Below are 24,236 nucleotides of genomic sequence, written 5' to 3' on the forward strand. Positions count from 1 at the left end.
GCGCCCCCCGGGGCGGCCGAAACGCCGCACCGCCCCGGACGACGGCGGGTGCGCCGGCGACGCCCGCCCCGGGGCCCGGCCCCCCGGCTCCGCGTCCGGGGGTCCTCCCGGGCCCGGTCCTCCAAGGCCCGGAGCGCCACCCGGCCCGACGAGACGGCGAGCCGGACGAGGGCGTCGCCGACCTCGTCGGCGGGGGCGCGCACCGGGTCGAGGGCGACCGCCGTGAGGTCGGCGCGCAGCCCCGGCGCGATCCGCCCCGCCCCTGCCCGCTCGCCCGCCGCGACCGCCGCGTGCGTGGTGCGGGCCTGCCAGGGCCAGCAGCCCGGTCAGGCCGGCGTCAGGCCCGCTGACGCGCCCCGCCGCGCGCCTCCCCCGCGTCCCCCGCCGCCCCGCCGGTCCCCGCGCCCGCATCCCCGGTCGCCCCGCCGGCCTCCGCCGCGCCCGTGGGCCCGGGGCCACCGCCGGGTCCCCGCCCCACCCGTACGCCCAGCGTCGCCGCCGCCAGGAGCAGGGCGCCCAGCATCACGAACGGGGCGGCGGTGCCGGCGAGTCCGGCCACCAGCCCGGCGGACGCCGGTGCCGCGACCTGGCCGAGCCGGTTGCCCGTCAGGCGCAGGGCGAGGGCCGTGGAGCGGGCCCCTTCGGGGGCGGCCCGGACCACGGTCGTCATCGACAGCGGCTGGCCGGCCCCGAGGCAGAACCCCAGCGCGGCCAGCATCCCGGCCAGCGCCCACACCGGGACGGGCAGCGCGATGCCCGCGCAGAGCACCCCGGCGAGCAGGCAGGTCAGGGTCAGCAGCGCGGTACGGCCCAGCAGCCGGATCAGCGGGGTCATGACCAGCCGGCAGGCGATGGTGGCGGCGGCGCGCAGGCTCAGCAGCAGACCGATCGTCGCGGGCGGGATGGACCGGTGCTCGCCGACGACCGGCAGATAGGCGGTCAGGATGTCGGTCGCGGAGAGCACGGCGAGGCTGATGAAGATGCCGGCGGGCACCCCCCGGGTGCGCAGGATGCGGTGGACGGGGACCCTGTCCCGCTCCACGCGCGCGTGCCGATGGTTCGCGTCCCGGTCCTCGACCCGCCAGAGGGAGGTGAGGGCCACCGCGGCGACGGCCGCCGACACGACCAGGGCGAGGGCGCTGTCGCGGCCCGTGTCGCCGCCGATGAGGAACCCCGCCGCGACCGGCCCCACGAGCTGCCCGAGCGAGGCGCCGATGGTGAAGTGGCCGAAGTCCCGGTCCTGTTCGTCCGGGACGGACCGGCGGGCGACCAGCGACTGGGCACCGATCACGAAGCACAGGTGACCGAGGCCCATGACCCCGCTCCACGCCGCCATCCCCGCCAGGGAGCCGGCCGTCCCGCTCAGCGCGCACCCGCCCGCGATCAGCACCACCCCCACGAACAGCAGGGGCGCGCAGCGCCCCCGGTCGGTCCTCCGCCCGAGCGGTACGGCGGCGAACAGCGGCAGCAGTGCGTACCCGCCCGCGACGACGCCGATCGCGCGCTCGTCCGCGCCCAGCGAGAGGGCGCGGTACGAGACGGCGGGCCGCGCCATCGACACCGCCGCCTGGGCGAGGCCGAAGGCGATGACGAGGCGCAGCAGCCAGTACCGCTTCATCAGATGATGCCGAGGAGTATCCCGGCGCCCAGCACCACCAGCGAGGTGAGCGCCGCCCATTTGACGGTGAACCGGGTGTGGTCGCCGAACTCGACCTTGGCCATGCCGACCAGGACGTACACGGCGGGCACGAGCGGGCTGGACATGTGCAGGGCCTGGCCCACCAGGGAGGCGCGGGCGATCTCCAGGGGGGAGACGCCGTGCGCGGCGCCGGCCTCGGCGAGGACTGGCAGGACGCCGAAGTAGAAGCCGTCGTTGGACATGAAGTACGTCAGCGGCAGGCTCAGCAGGCCGGTGACGAGGGCCATGTGCGGGCCCAGGGCCTCCGGGACGGCGCCGACGAGCCAGTCGGCCATGTGCTTGACCATGCCGGTGCCGGTGAGGACCCCGGTGAAGACGGCGGCGGCGAAGACCATGCCGGCGACGTTGAGGACGTTGTCGGCGTGGGCCGCTATGCGGGCCTTCTGGTCGGGCATGTGCGGGAAGTTGACCGTGAGGGCGAGGGCCGCGCCGATGAGGAAGAGCACCGGGATGGGCAGCAGTTCCATGATCATGGCGGTGAGCAGGGCCACGGTGAGGGCCGCGTTGAACCAGTAGAGCCGGGGACGGAGGGTGGGGCGGTCCGGGTCGAGTCCCCGGAAGGTCTCCTCCGCGTCGCCCGGCGCGGTTTCGGCGGGCCCGCCCGCGGCCGGGGGGCGCCCCCCTCCGCCGCCGCCGGCCGCGGCCGGCACGGTCTCGGTGCGCGGCTCCAGGGCCTCGTCCAGGGTCAGGTGGCCGAGGCGCGTGCGCTCCCGCCGCCCCAGGACGTAGGCGAGGGCGAGGACGAACAGCAGGCCGGCACCGAGGGCCGGGATCATCGGGACGAAGATGTCGCCGGCGTCCAGCTTGAGCGCGGTGGCCGCGCGGGCGGTGGGGCCGCCCCAGGGCAGCGTGTTCATCACGCCGTTGGCGGTGGCGGCGACACCGGTCATCACGACCAGGCTCATCTTCAGACGCTTGTAGAGCGGGTACATCGCCGAGACGGTGATCATGAAGGTGGTCGAGCCGTCGCCGTCCAGCGAGACGATCGCGGCGAGGACCGCCGTACCGACCACGACCCGCATCGGGTCGGCCTTGCAGAAGCGCAGAATGCCCCGGACGATCGGGTCGAAGAGGCCGACGTCGATCATCACGCCGAAGTAGACGATGGCGAACATCAGCATCGCGGCGGTGGGCGCGAGGTTGCCGACGCCTTCGAGGACGTAGTCGCCGAGCCGGGCGCCCTGTCCGACGAGGACGCAGAAGAGGGCGGGGATGAGGACGAGCGCCGCGATCGGCGACATCTTCTTCATCATGATCAGGACCAGGAAGGTCGCGATCATGGCGAAGCCGAGGACTGTCAGCATGGAGGACACCTAACGTTCACCCTTGAACTCCACCGGAGGGCCGGCGGTCCGGATGACGTTAGGTGCCCCGCTGAGCCGTTAACAAGGTGTTGACCCGTGAGCAATACGAGCAAAACCCCAGCTCAGGACCGGTCAGTGCAGCGCCGATACCTGGACGGGGAAGCCGTTGAGCACGGCGGTGCCGGACAGCGGGTCGAGCCGGGTGCCGTCGAGGAGCTGGTTCACGTTGACGCCGGGGCGCCCGGCGGCGACCGCCATTCGGGTGCCGGGCCGGTCGTGGCCCCAGCCGTGCGGGATGCTCACCACACCCGGCCGTACGGACTCGGTGACCTCCACCGGGACGGTGAGCTCCCCGCCGTCGGCCTTGACGCGGGCGGGGGCGCCGTCGGTGAGTCCCAGGCGGTCCGCGTCGTCCGGGTGCACCTGGAGGGTGCAGGTGTTGGTGCCGCGGTTGAGGGTGGGCACGTTGTGCATCCAGCTGTTGTTGGAGCGCAGGTGGCGGCGGCCGACGAGGACGAGGGCGTCGGCCGGCGCGGACAGGGCCGCCCGCAGCCGGGGCAGGTCGGCGGCGATGGGGTCCGGCAGGAGTTCGACGCGCCCGCTGCGGGTCTTCAGCACCTGGGGGACGCGCGGCTCCAGCGGGCCGAGGTCGATGCCGTGGGGGTGTGCGCGGAGCCGGTCGAGGGTCAGGCCGTACGGGCCGAGGCGCAGCATCAGGTCCAGGCGCCGTTCGGCGCCCGTACGGCCGGTGAGCCGTGCCGCGTACTCCTCGGGGTCGTGGCCGTGGGCGGGTGAGTGGGGCTCGGTGACGGCCTTGGCGAGAGTGCGGCCGATGACCATGTCGTCGACGGCGGACGGGTCGGGGCCCCGCTCTCCCGGGCTCCCGGCCTCGCCCGGGCGGGGGAGCCCCCGGCCCGTCACGGCGAGGATCAGCCGGGCGTGGATCTCGCACTCGTCCATGCGGCCGGGCTCCAGCGGTACGGGCGCGGGTGTGTAACGGACTTGGTTGCGGACGGCGAACCCGTTGAACGCGAAGTCGAAGTGGGCGCTCTGGGCGGGCGGCGGCGGGGGCAGGATCACGTCCGCGTGGCGCGAGGTCTCGTTGAGGTACGGATCGACGCTGACCATGAAGTCCAGCGTGCCGAGGGCGCGGTCGAGGCGGTCGCCGTCGGGGGCGGAGAGGACGGGGTTGGCGGCGATGGCGACGAGCGCGCGGACGCGGCCCTCGCCGGGGGTCTCGATCTCCTCCGCCAGGGCGGCCATCGGCAGTTCGCCCTTGGCCTCGGGGTGGCCGGAGACGCGGCTCGCCCAGCGGCCGAGCGCGAAGCCCTTGCCGGGGCCCGCCGGGCGGGGTGCCGGGACGGTGGCGGAGAGCGGGAACATGGCGCCGCCGGGCCGGTCGAGGTTGCCCGTGAGGACGTTGAGCACGTCGACCAGCCAGTTGGTGAGGGTGCCGTACGCGACGGTGCTGCCGCCGACCCTCCCGTAGACGGCCGCGGCCGGTGCCGCCGCCAGCTCGCGGGCGAGCGCCCGGACGGTGCCGGCGTCCACGTCGCACACGCCGGCGACCGCCTCGGGCGTGAAGTCCCGTACGGCGGCCCCGACCTCTTCGACGCCCTGGACGTGCCCGGCGAGCGCCCCGAGGTCGGTGAGGCCCTCCTCGTACAGCACGTGGACCAGGGCGGCGAGCAGCAGCGCGTCGGTGCCGGGGCGGATGGCGACGTGCCGGTCGGCGAGGCGCGCGGTGCGGGTGCGGCGCGGGTCGACGACGGTGAGGGTGCCGCCGCGTTCGCGCAGCGCCTTGAGTTTGCCGGGGAAGTCGGGGGCGGTGCACAGGCTGCCGTTGGAGTCCAGCGGGTTGGCGCCGATGACCAGCAGGTGGGCGGTGCGGTCCAGGTCCGGCACGGGGATGGCGAACGCGTCGCCGAACATCAGCCCGCTGGAGACGTGCTTGGGCATCTGGTCGAGGGTGGACGCGGTGAACAGGTTGCGGGTGCGCAGGGCGCCGAGCAGGACGGGCGGGTAGAGGGCGCCGGCCATGGTGTGGACGTTGGGGTTGCCGAGGACGACCCCGACGGCGTCGGCGCCGTGCCGCTCGACCAGTGGCGGCAGCCGGCGGGCGATCAGGTCGAACGCCTCCTCCCAGGCGGCCTCCCGGAGGCTGCCGTCCTCGCCGCGTACGAGCGGGGTCCGCAGGCGGTCCGGGTCGGCGTCCAGCTCGCCGAACGACGCGCCCTTGGGGCAGATGAACCCCTGGCTGAAGACGTCGTCCCGGTCGCCGCGCGCGCCGGTGACGCGCGTCCCGTCGATGGTGAGGGTGAGCCCGCAGGTGGCTTCGCAGAGCGGACAGATACGCGGGGCGGTGGGCATGGAGGCCTCCCGGGGCGCGGCAGCCGTGGGGCCGCGGTGGCGTGACTCGCAGACACCGGCGAGCATACCGACCGGTACGCACGGTGGCGATGGTTCAGCGCAGAACGGGCGCCAGGTAGGCGTGGAGCAGGGCGCGGGTCTCGGCGATCAGCTCGGGGTCCCCCGGCGGGCCGGCCCGGAAGGCGAGCCGCAGCAGCGCGTCGGTGGCCTCGACCGCCACGAGCACCTTGCGCCGCGGCACGTCACCGCCGGGGTCGCGGAGGTGACCGGCGAGCAGGCCGCGGATCCGGTCGGCGACGAGGTGGTTGGCGTCGGTCACCGGACCGTCGCGGCCGGGGCCGTGGCCGTGGCCGCCCGGCCCTTCGCCGGTCACGGGCGGCGGTACGGGCGCCGGGGCCGGCGCGGCAGCGGGGGCGGACGCGTGGGCCGGGGCCGGCGTGGCAGCGGGGGCGGACACGTGGGCCGGGGCCGGCGTGGCAGCGGGCGCCGGGGCGGGGACGCCGAAGTCGACGAGCGCGAAGCCGGGCACCGTGCGCCGCATGGCGAGGTACTCGTCGAGCACGCAGTCGACGGCGCCGTGCGCGTCGAGGTCCGGCCGCCCCGCCAGCCGGGCCGCCACGCGCTCGGCGTAGCGCTCCAGGTTGCGGTGGGCGAGCGCGGCGGCCATGGCGCGCTTGCCGGAGAAGAAGCGGTAGACCGATCCGATCGGCACGCCGGCCCGCGCCGCCACGTCCCGCGTGCTCAGCTCCTCGTAACCGGCCTCCTCGATGAGCTGCGCGCAGGCGTCGAGGATCCGGGCCAGGCGCTCGGCACTGCGCCGCTGCACCGGCGTACGGCGCAGCGGGGGCGACGGCGGCGGGGACACGGGTCCATGATGCCGCGCCGCGCGGCGGGAACCCGTGGCGTCCGGCCACCGTCCAAGTCCCACCCCCGTTGACGCGGGCTCCTTCGAATCCTACGGTCATACATAGGATTCCATCCGAGCAGGCCGAGCGACAGGAGCGGGCGACGATGACGAGCGATGTCACCGAACAGGCGAAGAAGATCGCGGAGGCCTTGGAGTACTCCACCGGCTTCGGCAATGAGCACAGCTCCGAGGCCGTTCCCGGCGCCCTGCCGCTCGGCCGGAACTCGCCCCAGCGCGCACCGCTGGGCCTGTACGCCGAGCAGTTGAGCGGCTCCGCCTTCACCGAACCGCGCTCCCACAACCAGCGCTCGTGGCTCTACCGGATCCGCCCGTCGGCCGCCCACCCGCCCTTCACGCGCACCGACAACGGGGCCGTGCGCACCGCGCCCTTCACCGAGACCGTGCCGGACCCCAACCGGCTGCGCTGGAACCCGCTCCCCGACCCGGCGCCCGGCACCGACTGGCTGGCCGGTCTGTGGACGCTGGGCGGCAACGGCGACGCGGCGCAGCGCACCGGCATGGCCGTGCACCTCTACCACGCCAACGCCTCCATGGACCGGGTCTTCAGCGACGCCGACGGCGAGCTGCTGATCGTCCCCGAGCGCGGCGGCCTGCTGCTCCGCACCGAGCTGGGCGTCCTCACCGCCCGTCCCGGCGAGGTCGCGCTGGTCCCGCGCGGAGTCCGCTTCCGCGTCGAGCTGCTCGACGGGACGGCGCGCGGGTACGTGTGCGAGAACTACGGCCGGCCGTTCCAGCTCCCCGACCTGGGCCCGATCGGCGCCAACGGGCTGGCCAACCCCCGGGACTTCCGGGCGCCGGTCGCCGCGTACGAGGACGTGGAGGGCGAGGTGGAGGTGGTGAACAAGTTCTGCGGCAACCTGTGGACCGCGACGTACGACCACTCGCCGCTCGACGTCGTCGCCTGGCACGGCAACCACGTCCCCTACGTCTACGACCTGCGCGCCTTCAACGTCATCGGGACCATCTCGTACGACCACCCGGACCCGTCGATCTTCACGGTGCTCACCTCGCCGTCCGACACCCCGGGGCTGGCGGGCGTCGACTTCGTGGTCTTCGCGCCGCGCTGGCTGGTCGGCGAGGACACCTTCCGCCCGCCGTACTTCCACCGCAATGTGATGAGCGAGTACATGGGCCTGATCGAGGGCGCGTACGACGCCAAGGCCGAGGGCTTCGTGCCGGGCGGCGGCTCGCTGCACAACATGATGTCGGCCCACGGCCCCGACCGGGAGACGTTCGACAGGGCGAGCGCGGCGGACCTGGTGCCGCAGAGGATCGACGACGGCCTGGCGTTCATGTTCGAGACGCGCTGGCCCGTCACGGCCACCGCGCAGGCGGCGGGCGCCGACCACCTGCAGCGCGGGTACGACGACGTGTGGCAGGGTCTTGAGCGCCACTTTCGGCCGTAGTACGGAGTACCCGTGACCGCTTTCGCCCCCGACTCGCTGGTCCTGAACCGCAAGCTCCCCCTGTGGTACCAGGTCTCGCAGTCCCTCCGCGCCTCCATACTCGGGCGCGCGCCGGACGCCTCGCTGCGCCTGCCCACCGAGGAGCAGCTGGCCACGCACTACGGCGTCAGCGTCCTGACCATGCGGCAGGCGCTGAAGGAGCTGGAGGCGGAGGGGCTGATCAGCCGGCACCGGCGGCGCGGCACGTTCATCGAGCCGGGCGCCCGGCGCAGCGCGCCGCGCCGGCTGCTGGGCTCGATCGACGCGATCGTGGCCCAGCAGTCGGGCGAGCGGACGACGATCCTCGGTCACGGCGAGGACAAGGTCCCCAGTGAGCTGGCCGAGCACTTCCCGGACCTGGCGGAAGTGGTCACTTACCGCCGGCTGCGCCGCGACGGGGAGAGCGGCGAGCCGACGAACTGGGCCGAGAACGCGGTCCGGCCGGAGGTCGCGGCCCGGATCGACCTGGCCGACCTGGAGCGGTGGCCGATGACGAAGGTGCTGCGGGACGCGGTCGGGGTGCGGATCAGCCGGATCACCGACACCGTGGAGGCCCGGCTGGCGGACCCGGAGACGGCCGAGCTGCTCCAGGTCCCGCTGCTGTCGCCGATCCTGCACTACACGGGCGTGACCTACGACGAGGTCGGCCGCGTGGTCGACGTGGCGCGCATCCGCTACCGGGGCGACCGGTTCTCCTTCACGGTCACGGTGGAGGCGGACTGAGCGCCGGCGGCGGTGGAGGGGGCGGCGGGTGGTCACTAGCATGCGGGCCGTGACGGATGACGTGCCGCTGCTCGACGACCTGATGCCCTGGTCCGTGGCGCCGCTGCGGCTGGGACGCCCCTGGGTCGTCGCCCCTGACGTACGCACCCTGCGGGCCCGCTGGGACGCGCTCGTGGCGGCCCGGGACGGCGAGCGGGAGGCCCTGTTCCGGCCCACCCGGGCGCGCACGCCGACGAGTTCGGTCGCTCCGCTGCCCGGCCGGCGGACCGGGACGGCCCGGCTCGCGCGGGAGGCCGGCCCCTGCCCGCAGCCGGTGCGGCTGGCTTACGGGCCGTTCGACGAGCAGTGGCTGCTGCCGGACCACCGGCTGCTGGACGCGGCCCGCCCGGAGCTGTGGCGGGTGGCCGACGAGCGGCAGGTGTTCGCCGTCGAGCAGGGGTACGTGGCGCAGGCGGCGGGCCCCGCGCTGCTGGTGACGGCGGCGTTGCCGGACGGCCGCTCCCCGGCGGGCCGCCCGGGCCGCATCCGCCCGCTGTACCGGCGCCCCGGCGGGCGGGAGCCGAACGTCACGCCCGGGTTGCTGGAGCTGCTGCGCGGGCGGTACGGCATTGGGGTCGACCCCGAGGACCTGCCGGCCTGGGCGCTGGCGGCCGCCCGGCCCTCCCCCGCCGGGTGCGCCGTCCCGCTGCCGGCCGACCCGGCCGTCTGGGCGGCCGGGGTGGCGCTGGGCCGCCGCATGGCGGACGTCCAGCTGCGCGGCGCCCGGGGCGGGGAGCGCCCCCGGCTGCCCGGCGGGCGCCGCCCCTACGTCCGCGCCGCGCTCCCGGCCCGCCCGGACGGCCTGGCGTACGACGCGGGCGACGAGGCGCTGCTGGTCGGCGACGGCGGCCGGATCTCGCCCGTACCGGCCGGGGCGTGGGAGTACCGGGTGGGCGGGATCCGGGTGCTGGAGCTCTGGTTCGAGCGCCGTACCGCCCCCGCCGAGCCCGGCACCCTGGAGGCGATCCGCCCCGCCGCGTGGCTCCAGGAGTGGACGTCGGAGCTGCTGGAGCTGATCACCGTGCTGGCCCTCCAGGCCCAGTTGGAGGCGGACCGTCCTGACCTGTCCGGCACGGCGCTGCTCACCCGGACCGAGCTCGGCGCGGCGGGCGTGCTGCCCCCGCCCGGCGCGGCGCGCCGCCCCGCCTCCGTGCTGGACCGGGAGGAAGAGGGCCCCGAGGGCCAGCTTGCCCTGCTGTAGCCGGCCGGAGCGGCGAGCCGGGCCCGGCCCGGCCGAGAAGCAGGCCGGCGAGGCGGAGCCGGACCGGGGCGGCGCGGCGGGCCGGGGTCAGCCGAAGGAGTCCAGCAGGCGCCGCAGCGCGCGGTCGAAGGCCTCGGCGGCGTCGTCCGGCGCGGGCGCCCCGGCGAGCAGCTCGGCGAGGCGCGGGTACGCCCCGCTCGCCACCTCCCGCCCCAGATAGGCGGCGCGCACGGCCTGCTCCTGCTCCTCGGACCACGGCAGCGAGCGGGTGCGCTCCGCGAGGGCCAGCTCGTTCGCGACGGTGGTCATGGCGGTGCCGTTGACCATCGCGATCAGCTCCAGCTTGGCGCCGCCGGGCACGTCGAGCGGCTCCAGCCGGCCGAGGCAGTACTCCAGGTACCGCAGGGCGTTGGGGCTGACGCCGTAGACGGTCGACATCACCCGGGTGAGCCACGGGTGGCGGAGCACGATGGCCCGGGTCTGCCGGCCCAGCGCCATCATGTCGGCCTTCCAGTCGCCGAGGGGCGTGTCCGGCAGGTCGTACTCCCCGCTGACCGCGTCGACCATCAGCTCGTACAAGTCCGCCTTGCCCGTCACGTAGTTGTAGAGCGACATGGTGCCGCAGCCCAGCTCGGCCGCGACCCGCCGCATGGACAGCCCGTCGATGCCGTCGGCGTCCGCGACGGCGACCGCCGCCGCGGCGATGTCGGCGCGGCGGTACGCAGGCTTGGGGCCACGGCCCGTGCGCTCGGGGCGTGCCCAGATCACTTCCGGTACGGCCGCTCGGCCCGCCATCGATCATCACCTCGCCCCCATCCTAGTTACGTACAGCGTACGTAGTGCAGTACGGTCGACCCATGACAACTACGTACGCTGTACTTAGTGAAGGTGTGGAGAAGCGTTACGGCGACGTCCGCGCCCTGCGCGGCCTCGATCTCGCCGTCCCGGAAGGCACGGTCTGCGGCGTCCTCGGGCCCAACGGCGCGGGCAAGACGACCGCCGTACGGGTCCTCACCACGCTCACCTCCCCCGACGCCGGCAGCGCCCGGATCGCCGGCCACGACGTGGTGCGTGAGGCCGCAGCCGTACGCCGGTCCATCGGCGTCACCGGCCAGTACACCTCCGTCGACGGCGACCTCACCGGCCGCGAGAACCTGCGCCTGTTCGCCCGCCTGCTGCGCGCGCCCCGCGCCCGCGCCGACGAACTGCTGGAACGGTTCGGGCTCGTGGAGGCCGCCGGGCGCCCGGCCCGGACGTACTCCGGTGGCATGCGGCGCAGGCTGGACCTGGCCGCCGGCCTGCTCGTCCGCCCCGCGGTCCTGTTCCTCGACGAACCGACGACCGGCCTCGACCCGCGCAGCCGGAACACGATCCGGGACGCCGTACGGGACGTGGCGTCCCAGGGCACGACCGTGCTGCTCACCACCCAGTACCTGGAGGAGGCCGACCAGCTCGCCGACGACATCGTCCTCATCGACGAGGGGCGGGCCGCGCACACCGGCACACCGGCACAGCTCAAGGCGATGATCGGCAGTTACGCCGAGGTCGTCGTCGCCGACCCGTCCGGTCTGAACGCCGCCGCGGCCGTCCTCGACCGGCTCACCGGCTCCGAGCCCGCCCTCGACGGGGACGCCCGCACCGTGGGCGCCGTCACCACCGATCCGACCCTCACCCTGCCCCGCATCGTGCGCGAACTGGACGCCTCGGGCGTCCTGATCGTCGACGCCGCCCTCCGCCCACCCACCCTCGACGAGGTGTTCCTCCGCCTCACCGCCCGCCTGGAGCCGCCGGTATGAGCACGGTCCTGCACGACGGCGGCGCCGTCCTCGGACGCCACCTCCAGCGCCTCCGGCACGCGCCGGCGATCCTCGTCCTGACCCAGACGATGCCGATCGTGTTCCTGCTCTTCTTCGGGTACGTCTTCGGCAGCGCGCTGGCCATGCCGGGCACCGAGTACCGCGCGTTCCTGGTGCCCGGGATGCTGGTCGCCACGGTCGCCAACGGCATCATGACCGGGATGTTCACCGCCGCCCAGGACTCCCACCGGGGCGTGATGGACCGCTTCCGCACGCTGCCGATGAGCCGGGTGGCCGTGCCGCTGGGGCAGGCGGCCGCCGATCTGCTGACCGCGGCCGCCGGGCTGGTCCCGCTGGTCCTGGTGGGGCTGGCGATGGGCTGGCGGATGAACGGCGGCCCGCTCGCGGCGCTGGGCGCCTTCGGGCTGCTGCTGCTGTTCCGCTTCGCCGCCACCTGGATCGGCATCCTGCTCGGGCTCGCGTCCCGGAGCGAGGAGGCGGCCGGCCAGCTGGGCAGCGCCACGTTCGTCCTGCCGCTGCTGTCGAACGCGTATCTCCCGGCCGACGGCCTGCCCGACGGGCTGCGGACGGTCGCCGAGTGGAACCCGATCTCGGCGGTGGCGACGGCGGTGCGCCACCTGTTCGGCAACGCGCCCGTGCCCGAGGGCGCCGCCTGGCCGGTCGCCCACCCGGTGGCGGGGGCGGTCGGCTGGTCGCTACTGCTGCTGGCGGTGTGCGTGCCACTCGCGGTGCGCAGGTACGCCACCGCGGAGGGGTGACAAAGATGGCACGTACACGATAGGTACGGCTGTCATGAACACTTTGCCGCTGCCGCTCGAAGGCATCACCGTCGTCGCCGTCGAGCAGGCCGTCTCCGCGCCGTTCGCCACGCGCCAGCTCGCCGACCTGGGCGCCCGGGTCATCAAGGTCGAGCGCCCGGACGGCGGTGACTTCGCGCGGGGTTACGACACCGCCGCCGGCGGCCTCGCCTCGCACTTCGTCTGGTGCAACCGGGGCAAGGAGTCGGTGGCCGTGGACCTCAAGGACCCGCGCGGCATCGACGTCGTCCGCCGCCTGGTCGCGGGCGCGGACGTGTTCGTGCAGAACCTGGCGCAGGGGGCGGCGGCCCGGCTGGGCCTGGACGCGGCGACGCTGTGCGCGGCCCACCCGCGGCTCGTGGCGGTGGACGTCTCGGGGTACGGGGCGGGCGGCCCGTACGCGCACAAGCGGGCGTACGACATGCTCGTGCAGTGCGAGGCGGGGCTCGTGTCGGTGACCGGGACGCCCGACCGGCCCGTCAAGGCGGGAATCCCGGCCGCCGACGTCGCGGCGGCCATGTACGCCTTCTCGGGAGTGCTGGCGGCGTTGCTGCGGCGGGCGACGACGGGGCGGGGCGGCCCCGTGGAGATCTCCATGCTGGAGTCGCTCGCGGAGTGGATGGGCCATCCCCTGCACCACGGCATGCACGGAGGCGAGGCCCCCGCGCGTACGGGGCTCGCGCACGCCGTCATCGCACCCTACGACGCGTACCCGACGGGCGACGGGGGCCAGGTGCTGCTGTCGGTGCAGAACGACCGGGAGTGGCGGCGACTGGCGGAACGGGTGCTGGGCCGCCCGGAGCTGGGCGACGACCCGGCGTTCGCCACGAACACGGCGCGGGTGGCGCACCGGGCGAGGACGGACGCGGTGGTGGGCGAGGCGCTGGCCGGGCTGGGCACGGCGGAGGCGATCGGCCGGCTGGAGGCGGCGGGCATCGCGTGCGCCCGCCTCAACTCGGTCGCGGACGTGGCGGCCCACCCTCAGCTCGCGGCCCGTGACCGGTGGCGGGAGGTGGACACGGCGGTGGGTCCGCTGCGGGCGATGCTCCCGCCGATCACGCTTCCGGGCGGACCGGAGTCACGGATGGGCGCCGTGCCCGCGCTGGGCGAGCACACGGAGGCGGTGCTGCGGGAGCTGGGCGTCCCGGAGGACGTCCGGGTCGAGCTGCGGCGGGAGGGGGTGGTGGCGTGACGCGCCCGGGCGGCCTGCGCCGGGACGCCCCGGCGCGGCCCCACCCCTGCCGGACGCCGACAGCGGACCGTGGCCGGGACGATGGGCGCGGTGGCTTCCGAGGGGTGCGGGCGAGCGGGGTGACGTCGTCAGGCGTGGTTGCCGAAGAGCGAGCGGCGCAGGCGGCGCAGCGGCGCGAAGAGCCGGACGCGCGCGCTCTTGCTCATACGGGTGTGGGCGACATCACGTGACGTCAACTCCCGCATCAGCAACGTCGCTTCGACAGTCTCGCGCTGCGGGACGGCAGGACCGCCCAGCACCGCGAGGTGGCGGTCGAGGCGCGTACTGGTCGCGCTGCTCCCGCACGTGATCGCAGGCACCCGAGGCCTGCTGCGCACCGTTATCTGTTCCATGTCACTCCCCACCCGTACGAGGGCACCCGGCCGCTGCAGATTAACCCTATCGTCCCCGCATCTCATGCGTGTATCCCGGTGAAGGGATTCACCACACATGTACGAGGGTTGACGACTACCCTCCGAATACGTTTGATTCCAGGGCGAGTTGGACACGCGCTTTGCGGCGTCGGCTTGAACCGGCTTGGAGCCCTATGCCCGAAGTGCCCATCGCCGTAAGCGAGGTGGCGGATCGTCACATAAATTTTCGACCGTGTCAGGAGCGGGGTGGCGGGGTCGCCGGGGGCGACGGGCGGTACGCCGATGCGGGAGGTACCGCGCCGCCGGGCCCGGCTCCTTACAGCGCGGCCCTGAAGGTGGGCAGGTAGCCGCCGGAGTGTCCGGCGGCGGTGGGGTGGTAGGACTCGCCGATGTTGAGCCAGTTGACGCTGTGCAGCCAGGACGCGCTCGAGCAGATCTCGTGACCGGTGAAGGACGGGGTGACGTCGGCCCAGGTGTAGCCGTGGTCGGCGGCGCGTTTGGCGGTCGCCGCGTTGAGGTGGTCCGCGCCGCTGTTGATGGCACGGCGCTCGTTCTCGCTCAGGCCGGCGATGCAGCTGCCGCCGAGCTGGTAGAAGCGCGGGTAACCGAGCACGACGACCCGCGCCGATGGGGCCTTGGCCCGGATCGCGGAGTAGACCGAGTCGAGGCGGCCGGGCAGGGTCGTGTCGACGTAGCTCTTCGCCTCGTTGACGCGGGCGATGCAGGTCGCTTCGGACTGGAGGACGCAGGTGGTCATGACGTCGGCGAAGCCCGCGTCGTTCCCGCCGACGGTGAGGGACACGAGGTCGGTGGCGGAGGACAGCGGTCCGAGCTGGCCCGCCGTCACGTCGTTGGTGCGGGCGCCGGAGCACGCCGTGAACGCGAAGGAGGAGGGGGAATTGGCGGCGGCCCAGAGCTTGGGGTAGGCCCGGGTGCTGCGCTTGCAGTTGCCGCTCGCGCTGTCGTAGCTGCCGGCGCCGACTCCGGAGGAGTAGGAGTCGCCGAGGGCCACGTAGTCGAGGGCTGCGGCCGACGAGTCGGCCTGCGCCGACGCCGCCCCGGTGAGGGACAGCGCGACGCCGAGGAGGAGCGAGGTGGTGAACGCCGCGGCTCGGGACAGTTTCATGGAACCTCCCTCTGGCAGGATTTCTGCCTGAAAAGTTCGTAGCAGGATGCGGTGTCCATGCCAATAGCCGAGGACGGCGTGCAGGTGACGTCGAGTCAAAGTCTGCTCATCCGCGAGGCGCGATATCCGCAACTTTGCGGGCAACTCACCCGTGCGGAGTCTTTTTTGTCGAGGCGGCGCCACGATCGCCGCACCGCCCTCGGACTCGCCCCTGGCCGACACGCGGCACTCGCCCCGACGGCCACAGCCGGGTGGCCGGCTGCCGCGTCGGAGCGGCCGGCCGAAGGCCGGGCGGCCTCGGCGCCGGTGGGAACACGTGCGTAAACACCGTGCGGCGAACGCGGGTGTGCCCGATCATGGGGCGCATGTCTGCCAACCCTCACGAGGCCCTGCCGATCCGGCTCACCGTCGATGACAGCGACTCCCCCGCCGACGTCGTCGACGCGCTGTTCCTCGGGCGCTTCGCGACGGGCGAGCAGCCGTACTCGCACAGTTCGTCCCTCGACCGCGTCAGACCCGGCGCGACCCTGCTCCCGCCGGGCGCCGCGGTGCTCCGCTCGGCCCGCGACGACGACCGCAGCGCCACACTCGCCGAGGGCGACGGGTGGACGCTGCTGGTGTCCCGCTGGAACCGGGGCGCCGACGTGACCGTCACGGCGGTTGAGCCGGAGCTCGCCGAGCGGGTGCTGAAGCAGGCGACGGACGGCGCGAAGGACGACCCGGAGCCCCAGCCCGACAACGTGGCCATGGGCTTCTGGTACGTGTCACCCCGCCGGGGCCCGCACCGCACGACCCGCCGGATCGCCGCCGGGACGTGGGAGGAGGTGCGGCCCAACTACACCGCGCCGGTCGCCGAGGCGATGGGCCGCCTGATGAAGGTCACGCCCGACGACATCTCGGGCCGCCTGCTCCTCCTGCACGGGCCGCCGGGCACCGGCAAGACGTCGGCGCTGCGCACGCTGGCCCGCTCGTGGCGCGACTGGTGCCAGGTCGACTGCGTCCTGGACCCGGAGCGGCTGTTCAACGACGTCGGCTACCTCATGGACATCGCGATCGGCGAGGACGAGGGCACGGCCAACGGCCGGTGGCGGCTGCTGCTCCTGGAGGACTGCGACGAGCTGATCCGCGGCGAGGCCAAGCACACGGCGGGCCAGGCCCTGTCGCGGCTGCTGAACCTGACGGACGGGCTGCTCGGCCAGGGCCGCAACGTCCTGGTCGGGGTCACCACCAACGAGGACCTGGAGCGCCTGCATCCGGCGGTGGTCCGCCCCGGCCGCTGCCTGGCCCGCATCGAGGTCGGCCCGCTGACCCGGCCGGAGGCCGTGGCGTGGCTCGGCACCGAGGAGGGGGTCGGCCGCGACGGGGCGACGCTGGCGGAGCTGTACGCGCTGCGGCGCGGCACCGGTCCGGCGGCGATCCCGGACCAGGCGCGCGGCGCGGACGCGGGGCTGTACCTGTAGGGCGCCGGGCGTCCTACTCGCCGTACACCGCGCGCAGGGCGTCCGCCACGGCCGCTTCCGCGGCGGCGCGGCGGAGGCCCAGCCGCTGGGCCTCGGCGGCGTACGCGGCGGCGGCCGTCGCCGCCTGGCGGGTGGCGGCGTCCCCGGCGGCGGCGACGAACGTGCCGGCCCGGCCCCGCGTCTCGATCACCCCGTCGGTCTCCAGCACCCGGTACGCCTTGGCGACGGTGTTCGCGGCGAGGCCCAGCTCCCCGGCGAGGCCGCGGACGGTCGGCAGCTTGTACCCGACGGGGAGGCGGCCCGAGCGGGCCTGTTCGGAGATCTGGGCGCGCAGTTGCTCGTACGGGGCCGTCGGCGAGCCCGCGTCGATGGAGATCGTCAAGTTCACGGGGCGATTGTCCCCCACGGCCGGATAATTGGGGGCGGTGCGCGCGTGCCGCGCGTACCGTGCGGCTCCATGACTGTGATCGTGCGTGACTTCCGTCCCGAGGACGCCGAGGCCGTGACCCTGGTGCGGCGTGCCGCGCTGCCCTTCGAGGTGACGACACCCCGGGCGGTCCTCGCCCGGGTGGAGTCGGCGCACCCGGCCAGGAAGTACCGGCTGCTGATCGCGGAGAAGGACGGGGAGGTGGTCGGCACGGCCAATGTCGGCATCGCGTACGAGTCCGGGACCCCGGGGCTGTCGTTCGCCAACCCCCAGGTCCACCCCGACCACCGGGGCTCGGGCGCGGGCGGTCTGCTGCTGCGCACCGCCGAGGAGCACCTGGCGGCCGAGGGCGCCACGAGCGTGTACGCCTGGGTGCTGGACGAGCCGGGGTTCCGCGGGTTCGCGGAGAAGCGCGGCTACCGGCCCACCCGTCCGGCGCACTTCCTCCGGCTCCGCCTGGCGGACGGTGCCCTGCCGGAGCTCCCCGCGTCGCTGCCGCCGGGCGTCGAGCTGCGCACCGCCGCCGCGTACGCCGCCGACCCGCGCCCGCTGTTCGAGGCGGACGCGGAGGTGACGGCGGACGAGCCGAGCGACATCGGTGCCGGCCTGGACGACTACGAGGCCTGGCTGGCCGACACCTGGCACGACCCGCTGCTCGACCACGAGCTGACCTCGGTGGTGACGGTGGAGGGCCGGGTCGCGGCGTTCACCGCCGCCCACACCGACGGCGGGACGCGCTACGACTCCGGCATGACCGGCACCCTGCGCGCGTACCGGGGGCGGGGCCTGGCGAAGCTCGCCAAGACCGACTCGCTGCTCCGGGCGCGTGCCGCGGGCTACACGGACGCGTTCACCAGCAACGACGCGGAGAACGGGCCGATGCTGGCGATCAACGAGTGGTTCGGGTACGAGATCTGCGCGACGGAGGTCCGGCATGTCCGCACCCTCGGTTGAGGTGCACCTCGTCAAGGCCGGACGTACGAAGATCCGGTACCCGGCCGAGGTGCTGGCCGACGACGGCACCCGGCTCACCGTCCGTGCCCCGTGGGCGGCGGACGGTGTGCGGGACTTCGGCTTCGTGCGCTTCGAGCCGGGTGACGTCTTCACCGAGCACTACTGGCGTGACCGGTGGTACGCGGTGAAGGAGGTCCGCTCCGGGGACGGTGCCATGAAGGGCTGGTACTGCGACGTGACCCGGCCCGCGCGCGTCGACGGCGACCTCGGCGTGGTGCTCGTCGAGGACCTCGACCTGGACCTGTGGGTGTCGGCGGACGGCACCGAGGTCCTGCGCCTGGACGAGGACGAGTTCGCGGCGAGCGGCCTGGCGGAGCGGGACCCCGCCGCCGCGGTGGCCGCCCGCGAGGCCCTCGACGCCCTGGAGGTCCTGGCCCGCGCGGGCGGCCTGCCGGGGGCCCCGGCGGGCGGTCCGGGGGCCGGCTCGCGGCCCGCACCACCGGCCTGCTGAACCGGGTCCTTCGCGACCACCCGTCGGGCCCACGGGCCGCCCGGAACGGCGCCACCTCCGGGCGGGATGACCCCTACCGTGGGTGGAGGTCTTCCGAGCGCGAAGGGGGGCGTCATGGGCGCCGGTTGGGCGGGGCTGTTGATCGCGATCGTGGGCGTGGCGGGGACCCTGGGGGCCGCGCTGCTGACCCAGAACCGCGCGGACCGTACCAAGCGGATGGAGCTGCGGGCCGCCGCCGAGCAGCGCCGCGAGGAGCGCGATCACGCCGTGGAGCTGCTCCGGGCGGAGCAGGCGGCCACGCGGCAGCGCGAGGGCCTCGAAAGGCGGCGCGCCTGCTACATCGCTCTGAACACCGCGGCGCGCCAGTACCTGACGGCGATGACCAACCACCTGCACGCGCTGAGGCGCGGCGAGGACGCCGACGGGTCCGCGGAGCGGCTGGAGGAGAGCAGGCGGGCTTTCCGGGACAGCTACGCCGAGGCCCAGATGGTCGCCCCGAACGCGGTGTTGCGCTCGTGCGGTGCGGCGAAGAAGCGGTTGAACTCCGCGTACGGGTCGCTCAGGAGGTTCTGCGCGGACCCCGCCACGTACGCGGGTGAACTGGCGTCCCTGGAGGACGAGTTCCACCGGGAGGTCTGGCCCCGCCTGGGGGAGATGAAGCGCTCCATGCGGGCCGACCTGGGCGTCGACGACTAGGGCCTGTCCGGAAACGTGCGGGGGCGCCGCGGGCCCGGCGTGGCTCGCCGGACGGCGACCCGGGACGCGCGGACTTCGCGCACCACGGCGGACGGTGCGCACCGCGTCGGCAAGGGCGTACGAGCCCGCGGGGAGCGGTTGTCTGAGCGCCTTCTTAGGCGCGCCTTAAGCGGAGCATAAGGATCCTCATTCACGGTCGTCCGTGGCCGGATCGGGCTCTTCCGGGGGCTAGTTTGCTGATCACCGGGGCCGGTCGGACGCCGTCGGTGCCGAAGCCGGGGGGCTGCGCCGCCCGTCCGGATGCCGTACCCGCAACCCCCCACACCTGCTTGTCCCGTCGAAGGAGAACGCCACCATGACCGCTCGCCGCCGCACTCCGGCTGCCACCGCCGTCGCCCTGGGCATCGCGCCGCTCGCGCTCGCCGGCCTGACCGCGTCGCCCGCCGCGGCGCACGGCACGATGACCGATCCGGTCAGCCGGGTGTCCGCGTGCTACGCGGAGGGCCCGGAGAGCCCGGACTCGGCGGCGTGCAGGGCGGCGGTCGCGGCGAGCGGTCCGCAGGCGTTCTACGACTGGAACGAGGTCAACATCGCCAACGCCGCAGGCAACCACCAGCGGCTGATACCGGACGGCAAGCTGTGCAGCGCGAACCGTGACAAGTACCAGGGGCTCGACCTGCCGCGCGGCGACTGGCCGTCGTCCGCGATGACCGCCGGCACGCACACCTTCCGCTACCGCGCGACCGCCCCGCACAAGGGCGCTTTCGAGCTGTACATCACCAAGGACGGCTACGACCCGTCCAAGCCGCTGAAGTGGTCGGACCTGGAGGCGAAGCCCTTCGCGAAGGTCACGAACCCGAAGCTGGAGAACGGCGCCTACGTCTTCGACGGCACCGTCCCCGCCAGGTCCGGCCGCCACCTGGTCTACTCGATCTGGCAGCGCTCGGACTCGCCCGAGGCCTTCTACACCTGTTCCGACGTGGTGTTCGGGAAGGACAGCGGCCAGGCGGGCGGCGCCCCCGCCCCGGTCGCGTCGGCACCCTCCGACGAGCAGATCGAGCAGGGCACGGACAAGTCGACGGTCGACCACGGCGGACACGGCGGCGACGACCACGACGCCCAGACCCCGAAGCCCGCGGCCCCCGCCGCCGCGGAGCCGAAGCAGCCCGAGCCGGCGGAGGCCACCGAGCAGGCCGGCACGCTCCAGGCCCAGGGCGCCGACACCCCTTCGCCCGTCGCCGCGCCGGCCGACGAGAACCTGGCCGAGACCGGCGGCAGCGGCAGCACGCCGTACCTCGCCGGCGGTGGCGCGGCGGTGCTGGCGATCGGCGCGGCGGTGCTGTTCGGCACGGCGCGCCGCAGGGCCACGCGCTGACGACCGGTGTCACCAGGGGCCCGTCCGGATCCGGACGGGCCCCTTCGCTACGCCGCGTCAGCCGACCACCGACGCGCAGGTGGTGGGTGTCGCGTGCGCCGGGTCCAGCGCGTTGACGACCTCGTGGTACGCGATCCGGTCGAGCAGCCCTATGGCCACGTGCTCGGACAGGTCCAGCGGGCACAGGTCCTGGAGGAGCACGTTGCGGACGCCCGGCCCGTCGAGGAACTGGGAGCGGTACGGGGTGACGACCTCGTCGTACCTGGTGGCGATGACGGTGTAGCGGACGCCCGGGACGGTGTCGCCGCCCTCGTTGAGCTTCCGGAGGAAGGCGGAACCGGCGACCTGGTCGGCGAGGCCCGGGGTCTTCTCGTTCAGCAGGGCGGCCGCGCCGGGGAAGTACGGCAGCAGCTTGGTGAGGCCCAGGAGCGTGGTGCCGTGGTTGTCGGGGGCGAGGCCGACGAGGGCGTTCACCTTGTCGGCGCCGCCGAGGAACTTGAGGTAGTGGCGCGGCATCATGCCGCCCTGCGAGTGGCCGACGAGGTCGGCCTCGGCGGCCCCGGTGGCGGCGAGGACCTTGTCGACGTACGCGTCGAGCTGTTCGGCGGACTTCTCGATGGGGCCGAGGCCGTGGAAGAAGGGCACACCGGGCAGCTGCCCGTAGTCGAGGGAGAAGACGCAGTAGCCGCGCGTGACCAGGTAGGGGGCGAGGGCGAGCCAGTTGTCCACGGAGTTGCCGAAGGTGCCGTGGACCAGGACGACGGGGCGGGGGTGGGCGGACGACGGCCGGCAGGTGTAGTCGTTCCAGCCGCTGCTGGGGCCCTGGGCCTGGGCGGCGGAGGCGGGGGCGAGGGTGGCGGCGACGGCCAGCAGCAGGACGGCCGGGGCTCTGAGCGCGCGGCGCACGCGTAAGGACACACGTACGAGCAGGCGTGAAGGCAGCATCGAGTGGTCTCCTCGCGGCTCAAGGAATGGGGATGTGGGGCGGTGACGGTACGCCCCGTGGCCCGGACCACTGGTGGGGAAGCACAGCGAATGCCGTGCTCATGCCAAGCTACGCACGGGTAGGAGAGACAGGGAAGTTACGCGTCGGTAAAAACTGACGGATCACCACCTCACCGGCAGCCGCAGCGGGAAGCGCCGGATCGTCGCGGTGTCCTACTCCACCCCCCGCGCGGGCACCGCGAGGCGCAGTCCCGGGAAGCGGGCGAGCAGCGCCCCCACGGCCCCCCTCAGCCGCCCCGCGGATGCGTACGCCCTCCAACCTCCACGCCCTCCGGCGCGACGCGCGGGGATGCCGAAGCCCTCGCGGAACGGGATGAGGCGCCGCTCCACGACCGGGCCGGTGAAAGACTCGCGAAGGCACTGTTTCGCGTCCGCCGCCGCCCGCCGGGCCGCCGGCGCCGTGGCCGGCGTCTGGTGCGTACGGCGCAGCAGTACGGGCCGGCCGGGTCCACGCCCAGCAGCTCGCAGACGGTGTGGTTGCGGCAGCGGGCCGGCCGACGATGGCCGCGCGGGTGAAGGGCGGGTCGGTGATCACCCTCGGGAAGTCGAAGGGGCAGGTGACGGCGTCCGGGTCCGGCCATGCGGGCGGATGTGGGCGGCCGTTCGACCGGGTGGACTGTTCCAGGAGCATATTCCACATATGCCGCATTTCGCGGTACCCCCCCCCGACCGTCCCGCGCATTCCACAAGGCCGTGACCGCACGGCAGAAAGCGGTGAGACGTGCCCACCGACCCGCAGCACGCCGGCGCGCGCAGAGGAGCACCGGTGCAGGGCGCCGTGGACGCCCTGGTCGTCGGCGCCGGCCCGACCGGGCTCGCCCTCGCCTGTGACCTCGCCCGCCGCGGCGTACGCACCCACGTCGTCGAGGCGGGCGAGCGGCTCTTCGGGGGCTCGCGCGGCAAGACCCTGCACCCCCGGCACCCAGGAGGCGCTCGACGACCTCGGCGTCATGGACGCCCTCCGGGCGGCGGGCGGACCCTTCCCGCCCATGCAGACCTGGCGCGACGGCCGCCGGGACGGCACCTGGCGGCTGCTCGAACAGGACCCCGGGGCGCCCGTGTCGCGGTTTCCGGAGCCGTGGCTGGTGCCCCAGTGGCGTACGCAGGAGATCCTCCGCGACCGGTTCCTCGCCCTGGGCGGGACGGTCGAGCACGGCACCCGGCTCGCCTCCCTGCACCAGACGGACCGGCACGTACTGGCGGAACTGGCGCACACCGACGGCAGCCGCCGGACGCTGACCGTGCCGTACCTGGTCGGGTGCGACGGCGGGCGCAGCACCGTGCGGGACGCGCTGGGCATCGCCATGAAGGGCGAGGACGGCGGACTGCACCCCGCCGTGGTGGCGGACGTCCGCATCCGGGGCCTGGACCGCGACCACTGGCACATCTGGCTCGACGACCCGGACGCCCGGGGCGTGGGCAGCCTGCTGCTGTGCCCGCTGCCGGGCACCGACGACTTCCAGCTCAACGCCTCGCCGACGACGAGGAGCGCGACCTCACCCCCGAGGCGGTGCGGCAGCTGATCGCCGCCCGCACCCACCTGCCCGCCGACGCCGTCACGGACGTGCTGTGGCACTCGTACCACCAGCCGCGCACGGCGCTGGCCGAGCGGTTCCGCGACGGTCGGGTGTTCCTGGCCGGCGACGCCGCGCACGCCCACCCGCCCGGCGGCGGGCAGGGCCTGAACATCAGCGTCCAGGACGCCTACAGCCTGGGCTGGAAGCTGGGGCAGGTACTGCGCCACCACGCCCCGGACGCACCTGCTGGACAGCTACGAGACCGAGCGCCGCCCCGCCGCCGCGCACGTCCTGGAGCTCAGCTCCCGGCTGTACCGCACGGGCCGCAGTCCGGAAGGGGGCAGCGGCGCGTGACCGCGGCCGGCTCACCCATCTGCTGGTGCACTACCGCGACAGCGCGCTGAGCACCGAGACCCGGGAGCGGCTCGCCGGGACCGCGGTCCGGGCGGGCGACCGCGTACCGGACCTGCCGTGCGGCACGGAGGACGGCCCGCGGCGGCTGATGGAGCTGCTGCGCGGCCCGCACTTCACCCTCCTCGCGGTGGACCGCACCCCGCCCCGCGTGCCGCCGGCCGTCGTCACGATCCGGGTGCCCGACGGCGAACTGGCGGAGGCGCTCGGCGCGGGCCTGTTCCTGGTCCGCCCCGACGGCCACATCGGCCTCGCCACCCAGGACCCCGCCCACCTCGACCGCTACCTGGCGAAGGTCGGGCTCACCGACTGACGCGGACCCCCGGCCGCCGAAGCGGCCCCGGCGCACCGGCGGGTGGCCCCGCGGTGGCGCCGAGGCCGCACGCCGGTGTCACCACCAGGTCGTCACCGCGTCAGTTCGCGGTGATGATGGAGACGTTGTCGAGGGTGACGGCCGTCTTGGCGGGGTTGCCACCGATTTCGAAGTTGAGCGATCCGGTGGTGGTGTCGATGGTGGACGTGAAGGTGTAGGTGTACCGCTTGAGGCCGGTGCCGAGGTCGACGACCTGGTCGATAGTGGAGGTGTAGGGCTCCTCGCCGAGCTGGACGATGGCCCGGATCTGTGCGGCGGCCGACGCCTGGGCATCGAACGTCAGGGTGTAGGTGCCGCCCTTGCGGATGACGAGGGCACTCTGTCCGGCGATGGCTTCCCACGAGGCGGTGGTGTCCATCTCGACGGTGGCGAGCAGCGTGCCGTCGGCGTGGACGATCGAGGCCCGCTCGGCGGCCCACCATTCGTCGACGTTGGTGGTGAAGGTGCCGTTGC

The 24,236-nt window shown here is 74.3% G+C and carries 21 protein-coding genes and 1 pseudogene; 12 read left to right on the top strand and 10 right to left on the bottom strand.

The window, feature by feature from the left end; genetic code table 11:
- Nucleotides 1–337: 337 nt before the first annotated feature.
- The 4 genes from AC07DW_RS14825 to AC07DW_RS14840 form a co-directional block, all read right to left on the bottom strand.
- A complete protein-coding gene (locus tag AC07DW_RS14825) occupies nucleotides 338–1,618 on the bottom strand; it encodes an MFS transporter (RefSeq protein WP_478858033.1) in 1,281 nt (426 codons plus the stop codon).
- Nucleotides 1,618–3,003: a CitMHS family transporter gene (locus AC07DW_RS14830; protein WP_478858034.1), complete on the bottom strand. Its 1,386-nt coding sequence runs from the start codon at nucleotides 3,001–3,003 to the stop codon at nucleotides 1,618–1,620. Before AC07DW_RS14830 ends, AC07DW_RS14825 begins: the two co-directional genes overlap by 1 nt.
- A gap of 132 nt (nucleotides 3,004–3,135) precedes the next feature.
- The gene (locus AC07DW_RS14835) at nucleotides 3,136–5,373 is read right to left on the bottom strand and encodes a molybdopterin oxidoreductase family protein (protein ID WP_478858035.1); all 2,238 of its coding nucleotides are present in this window, start codon (nucleotides 5,371–5,373) and stop codon (nucleotides 3,136–3,138) included.
- 94 nt (nucleotides 5,374–5,467) lie between these two features.
- Nucleotides 5,468–6,238: a TetR/AcrR family transcriptional regulator gene (locus tag AC07DW_RS14840; RefSeq protein ID WP_478858036.1), complete on the bottom strand. Its 771-nt coding sequence runs from the start codon at nucleotides 6,236–6,238 to the stop codon at nucleotides 5,468–5,470.
- Between the two features lie 146 nt (nucleotides 6,239–6,384).
- Between AC07DW_RS14840 and hmgA the strand changes: the two genes are divergently transcribed.
- From hmgA to AC07DW_RS14855, 3 genes are read left to right on the top strand one after another with little or no spacing between them, the layout of a single operon-like run.
- The gene (hmgA, locus tag AC07DW_RS14845) at nucleotides 6,385–7,707 is read left to right on the top strand and encodes a homogentisate 1,2-dioxygenase (protein WP_478858037.1); all 1,323 of its coding nucleotides are present in this window, start codon (nucleotides 6,385–6,387) and stop codon (nucleotides 7,705–7,707) included.
- 12 nt (nucleotides 7,708–7,719) lie between these two features.
- Complete coding sequence (locus tag AC07DW_RS14850) at nucleotides 7,720–8,469, top strand: GntR family transcriptional regulator (RefSeq protein WP_478858038.1); 750 nt, start codon at nucleotides 7,720–7,722, stop codon at nucleotides 8,467–8,469.
- Nucleotides 8,470–8,509: 40 nt separating this feature from the next.
- Complete coding sequence (locus tag AC07DW_RS14855) at nucleotides 8,510–9,709, top strand: type ISP restriction/modification enzyme (RefSeq protein WP_478858039.1); 1,200 nt, start codon at nucleotides 8,510–8,512, stop codon at nucleotides 9,707–9,709.
- An 87-nt stretch (nucleotides 9,710–9,796) separates the two neighbouring features.
- On the opposite strand, the gene AC07DW_RS14860 is transcribed toward AC07DW_RS14855, so the two are convergent.
- Nucleotides 9,797–10,504 (bottom strand): TetR/AcrR family transcriptional regulator C-terminal domain-containing protein, encoded by a 708-nt coding sequence (locus tag AC07DW_RS14860; RefSeq protein WP_478858040.1) that lies wholly within the window; start codon nucleotides 10,502–10,504, stop codon nucleotides 9,797–9,799.
- Between the two features lie 62 nt (nucleotides 10,505–10,566).
- Between AC07DW_RS14860 and AC07DW_RS14865 the strand changes: the two genes are divergently transcribed.
- Genes AC07DW_RS14865 through AC07DW_RS14875 form a run of 3 tightly spaced genes read left to right on the top strand, consistent with a single transcriptional unit; the run spans nucleotide 10,567 to nucleotide 13,515 of the window.
- Nucleotides 10,567–11,505, top strand: coding sequence for an ATP-binding cassette domain-containing protein (locus AC07DW_RS14865; RefSeq protein ID WP_478858041.1), 939 nt, complete (start codon nucleotides 10,567–10,569; stop codon nucleotides 11,503–11,505).
- The gene (locus tag AC07DW_RS14870) at nucleotides 11,502–12,284 is read left to right on the top strand and encodes an ABC transporter permease (protein WP_478858042.1); all 783 of its coding nucleotides are present in this window, start codon (nucleotides 11,502–11,504) and stop codon (nucleotides 12,282–12,284) included. The genes AC07DW_RS14865 and AC07DW_RS14870 overlap by 4 nt, the downstream gene beginning before the upstream one ends.
- Before the next feature lie 34 nt (nucleotides 12,285–12,318).
- A complete protein-coding gene (locus tag AC07DW_RS14875) occupies nucleotides 12,319–13,515 on the top strand; it encodes a CaiB/BaiF CoA transferase family protein (protein WP_478858043.1) in 1,197 nt (398 codons plus the stop codon).
- A gap of 128 nt (nucleotides 13,516–13,643) precedes the next feature.
- Here AC07DW_RS14875 and AC07DW_RS14880 read toward each other — a convergent pair whose 3' ends face one another.
- Nucleotides 13,644–13,907, bottom strand: coding sequence for a hypothetical protein (locus AC07DW_RS14880; RefSeq protein ID WP_478858044.1), 264 nt, complete (start codon nucleotides 13,905–13,907; stop codon nucleotides 13,644–13,646).
- Nucleotides 13,908–14,244: 337 nt separating this feature from the next.
- A complete protein-coding gene (locus tag AC07DW_RS14885; RefSeq protein ID WP_478858045.1) occupies nucleotides 14,245–15,054 on the bottom strand; it encodes an SGNH/GDSL hydrolase family protein in 810 nt (269 codons plus the stop codon).
- A 365-nt stretch (nucleotides 15,055–15,419) separates the two neighbouring features.
- Here AC07DW_RS14885 and AC07DW_RS14890 point away from each other — a divergent pair, with 365 nt between their 5' ends.
- The gene (locus AC07DW_RS14890; RefSeq protein WP_478858046.1) at nucleotides 15,420–16,514 is read left to right on the top strand and encodes a DUF5925 domain-containing protein; all 1,095 of its coding nucleotides are present in this window, start codon (nucleotides 15,420–15,422) and stop codon (nucleotides 16,512–16,514) included.
- A 13-nt stretch (nucleotides 16,515–16,527) separates the two neighbouring features.
- On the opposite strand, the gene AC07DW_RS14895 is transcribed toward AC07DW_RS14890, so the two are convergent.
- Entirely contained in the window at nucleotides 16,528–16,902 is a 375-nt protein-coding gene (locus AC07DW_RS14895) for a GntR family transcriptional regulator (RefSeq protein WP_478858047.1), read from the bottom strand.
- 69 nt (nucleotides 16,903–16,971) lie between these two features.
- On the opposite strand from AC07DW_RS14895, the gene AC07DW_RS14900 reads away from it, so the two are divergent.
- The 4 genes from AC07DW_RS14900 to AC07DW_RS14915 all read left to right on the top strand — a co-directional run bounded on the left by AC07DW_RS14900 (nucleotide 16,972) and on the right by AC07DW_RS14915 (nucleotide 20,477).
- Nucleotides 16,972–17,895: a GNAT family N-acetyltransferase gene (locus AC07DW_RS14900; RefSeq protein ID WP_478858048.1), complete on the top strand. Its 924-nt coding sequence runs from the start codon at nucleotides 16,972–16,974 to the stop codon at nucleotides 17,893–17,895.
- Complete coding sequence (locus tag AC07DW_RS14905; protein ID WP_478858049.1) at nucleotides 17,876–18,406, top strand: ribonuclease FAU-1 family protein; 531 nt, start codon at nucleotides 17,876–17,878, stop codon at nucleotides 18,404–18,406. Before AC07DW_RS14900 ends, AC07DW_RS14905 begins: the two co-directional genes overlap by 20 nt.
- Nucleotides 18,407–18,520: 114 nt before the next feature.
- A complete protein-coding gene (locus AC07DW_RS14910) occupies nucleotides 18,521–19,102 on the top strand; it encodes a hypothetical protein (RefSeq protein WP_478858050.1) in 582 nt (193 codons plus the stop codon).
- Between the two features lie 355 nt (nucleotides 19,103–19,457).
- Nucleotides 19,458–20,477 (top strand): lytic polysaccharide monooxygenase auxiliary activity family 9 protein, encoded by a 1,020-nt coding sequence (locus tag AC07DW_RS14915; protein WP_478858051.1) that lies wholly within the window; start codon nucleotides 19,458–19,460, stop codon nucleotides 20,475–20,477.
- A gap of 57 nt (nucleotides 20,478–20,534) precedes the next feature.
- Here the strand turns inward: AC07DW_RS14915 and AC07DW_RS14920 are convergent, their stop codons facing one another.
- Complete coding sequence (locus tag AC07DW_RS14920; protein ID WP_478858052.1) at nucleotides 20,535–21,422, bottom strand: esterase/lipase family protein; 888 nt, start codon at nucleotides 21,420–21,422, stop codon at nucleotides 20,535–20,537.
- 826 nt (nucleotides 21,423–22,248) lie between these two features.
- Here AC07DW_RS14920 and AC07DW_RS14925 point away from each other — a divergent pair.
- Nucleotides 22,249–23,723, top strand: a pseudogene (locus AC07DW_RS14925) (FAD-dependent monooxygenase).
- A gap of 100 nt (nucleotides 23,724–23,823) precedes the next feature.
- Here AC07DW_RS14925 and AC07DW_RS14930 read toward each other — a convergent pair.
- Nucleotides 23,824–24,236: carbohydrate binding domain-containing protein (locus AC07DW_RS14930; RefSeq protein ID WP_478858053.1), on the bottom strand; the 413-nt coding region annotated here is incomplete at its 5' end.

This window comes from Streptomyces sp. NPDC045701, assembly GCF_056432045.1.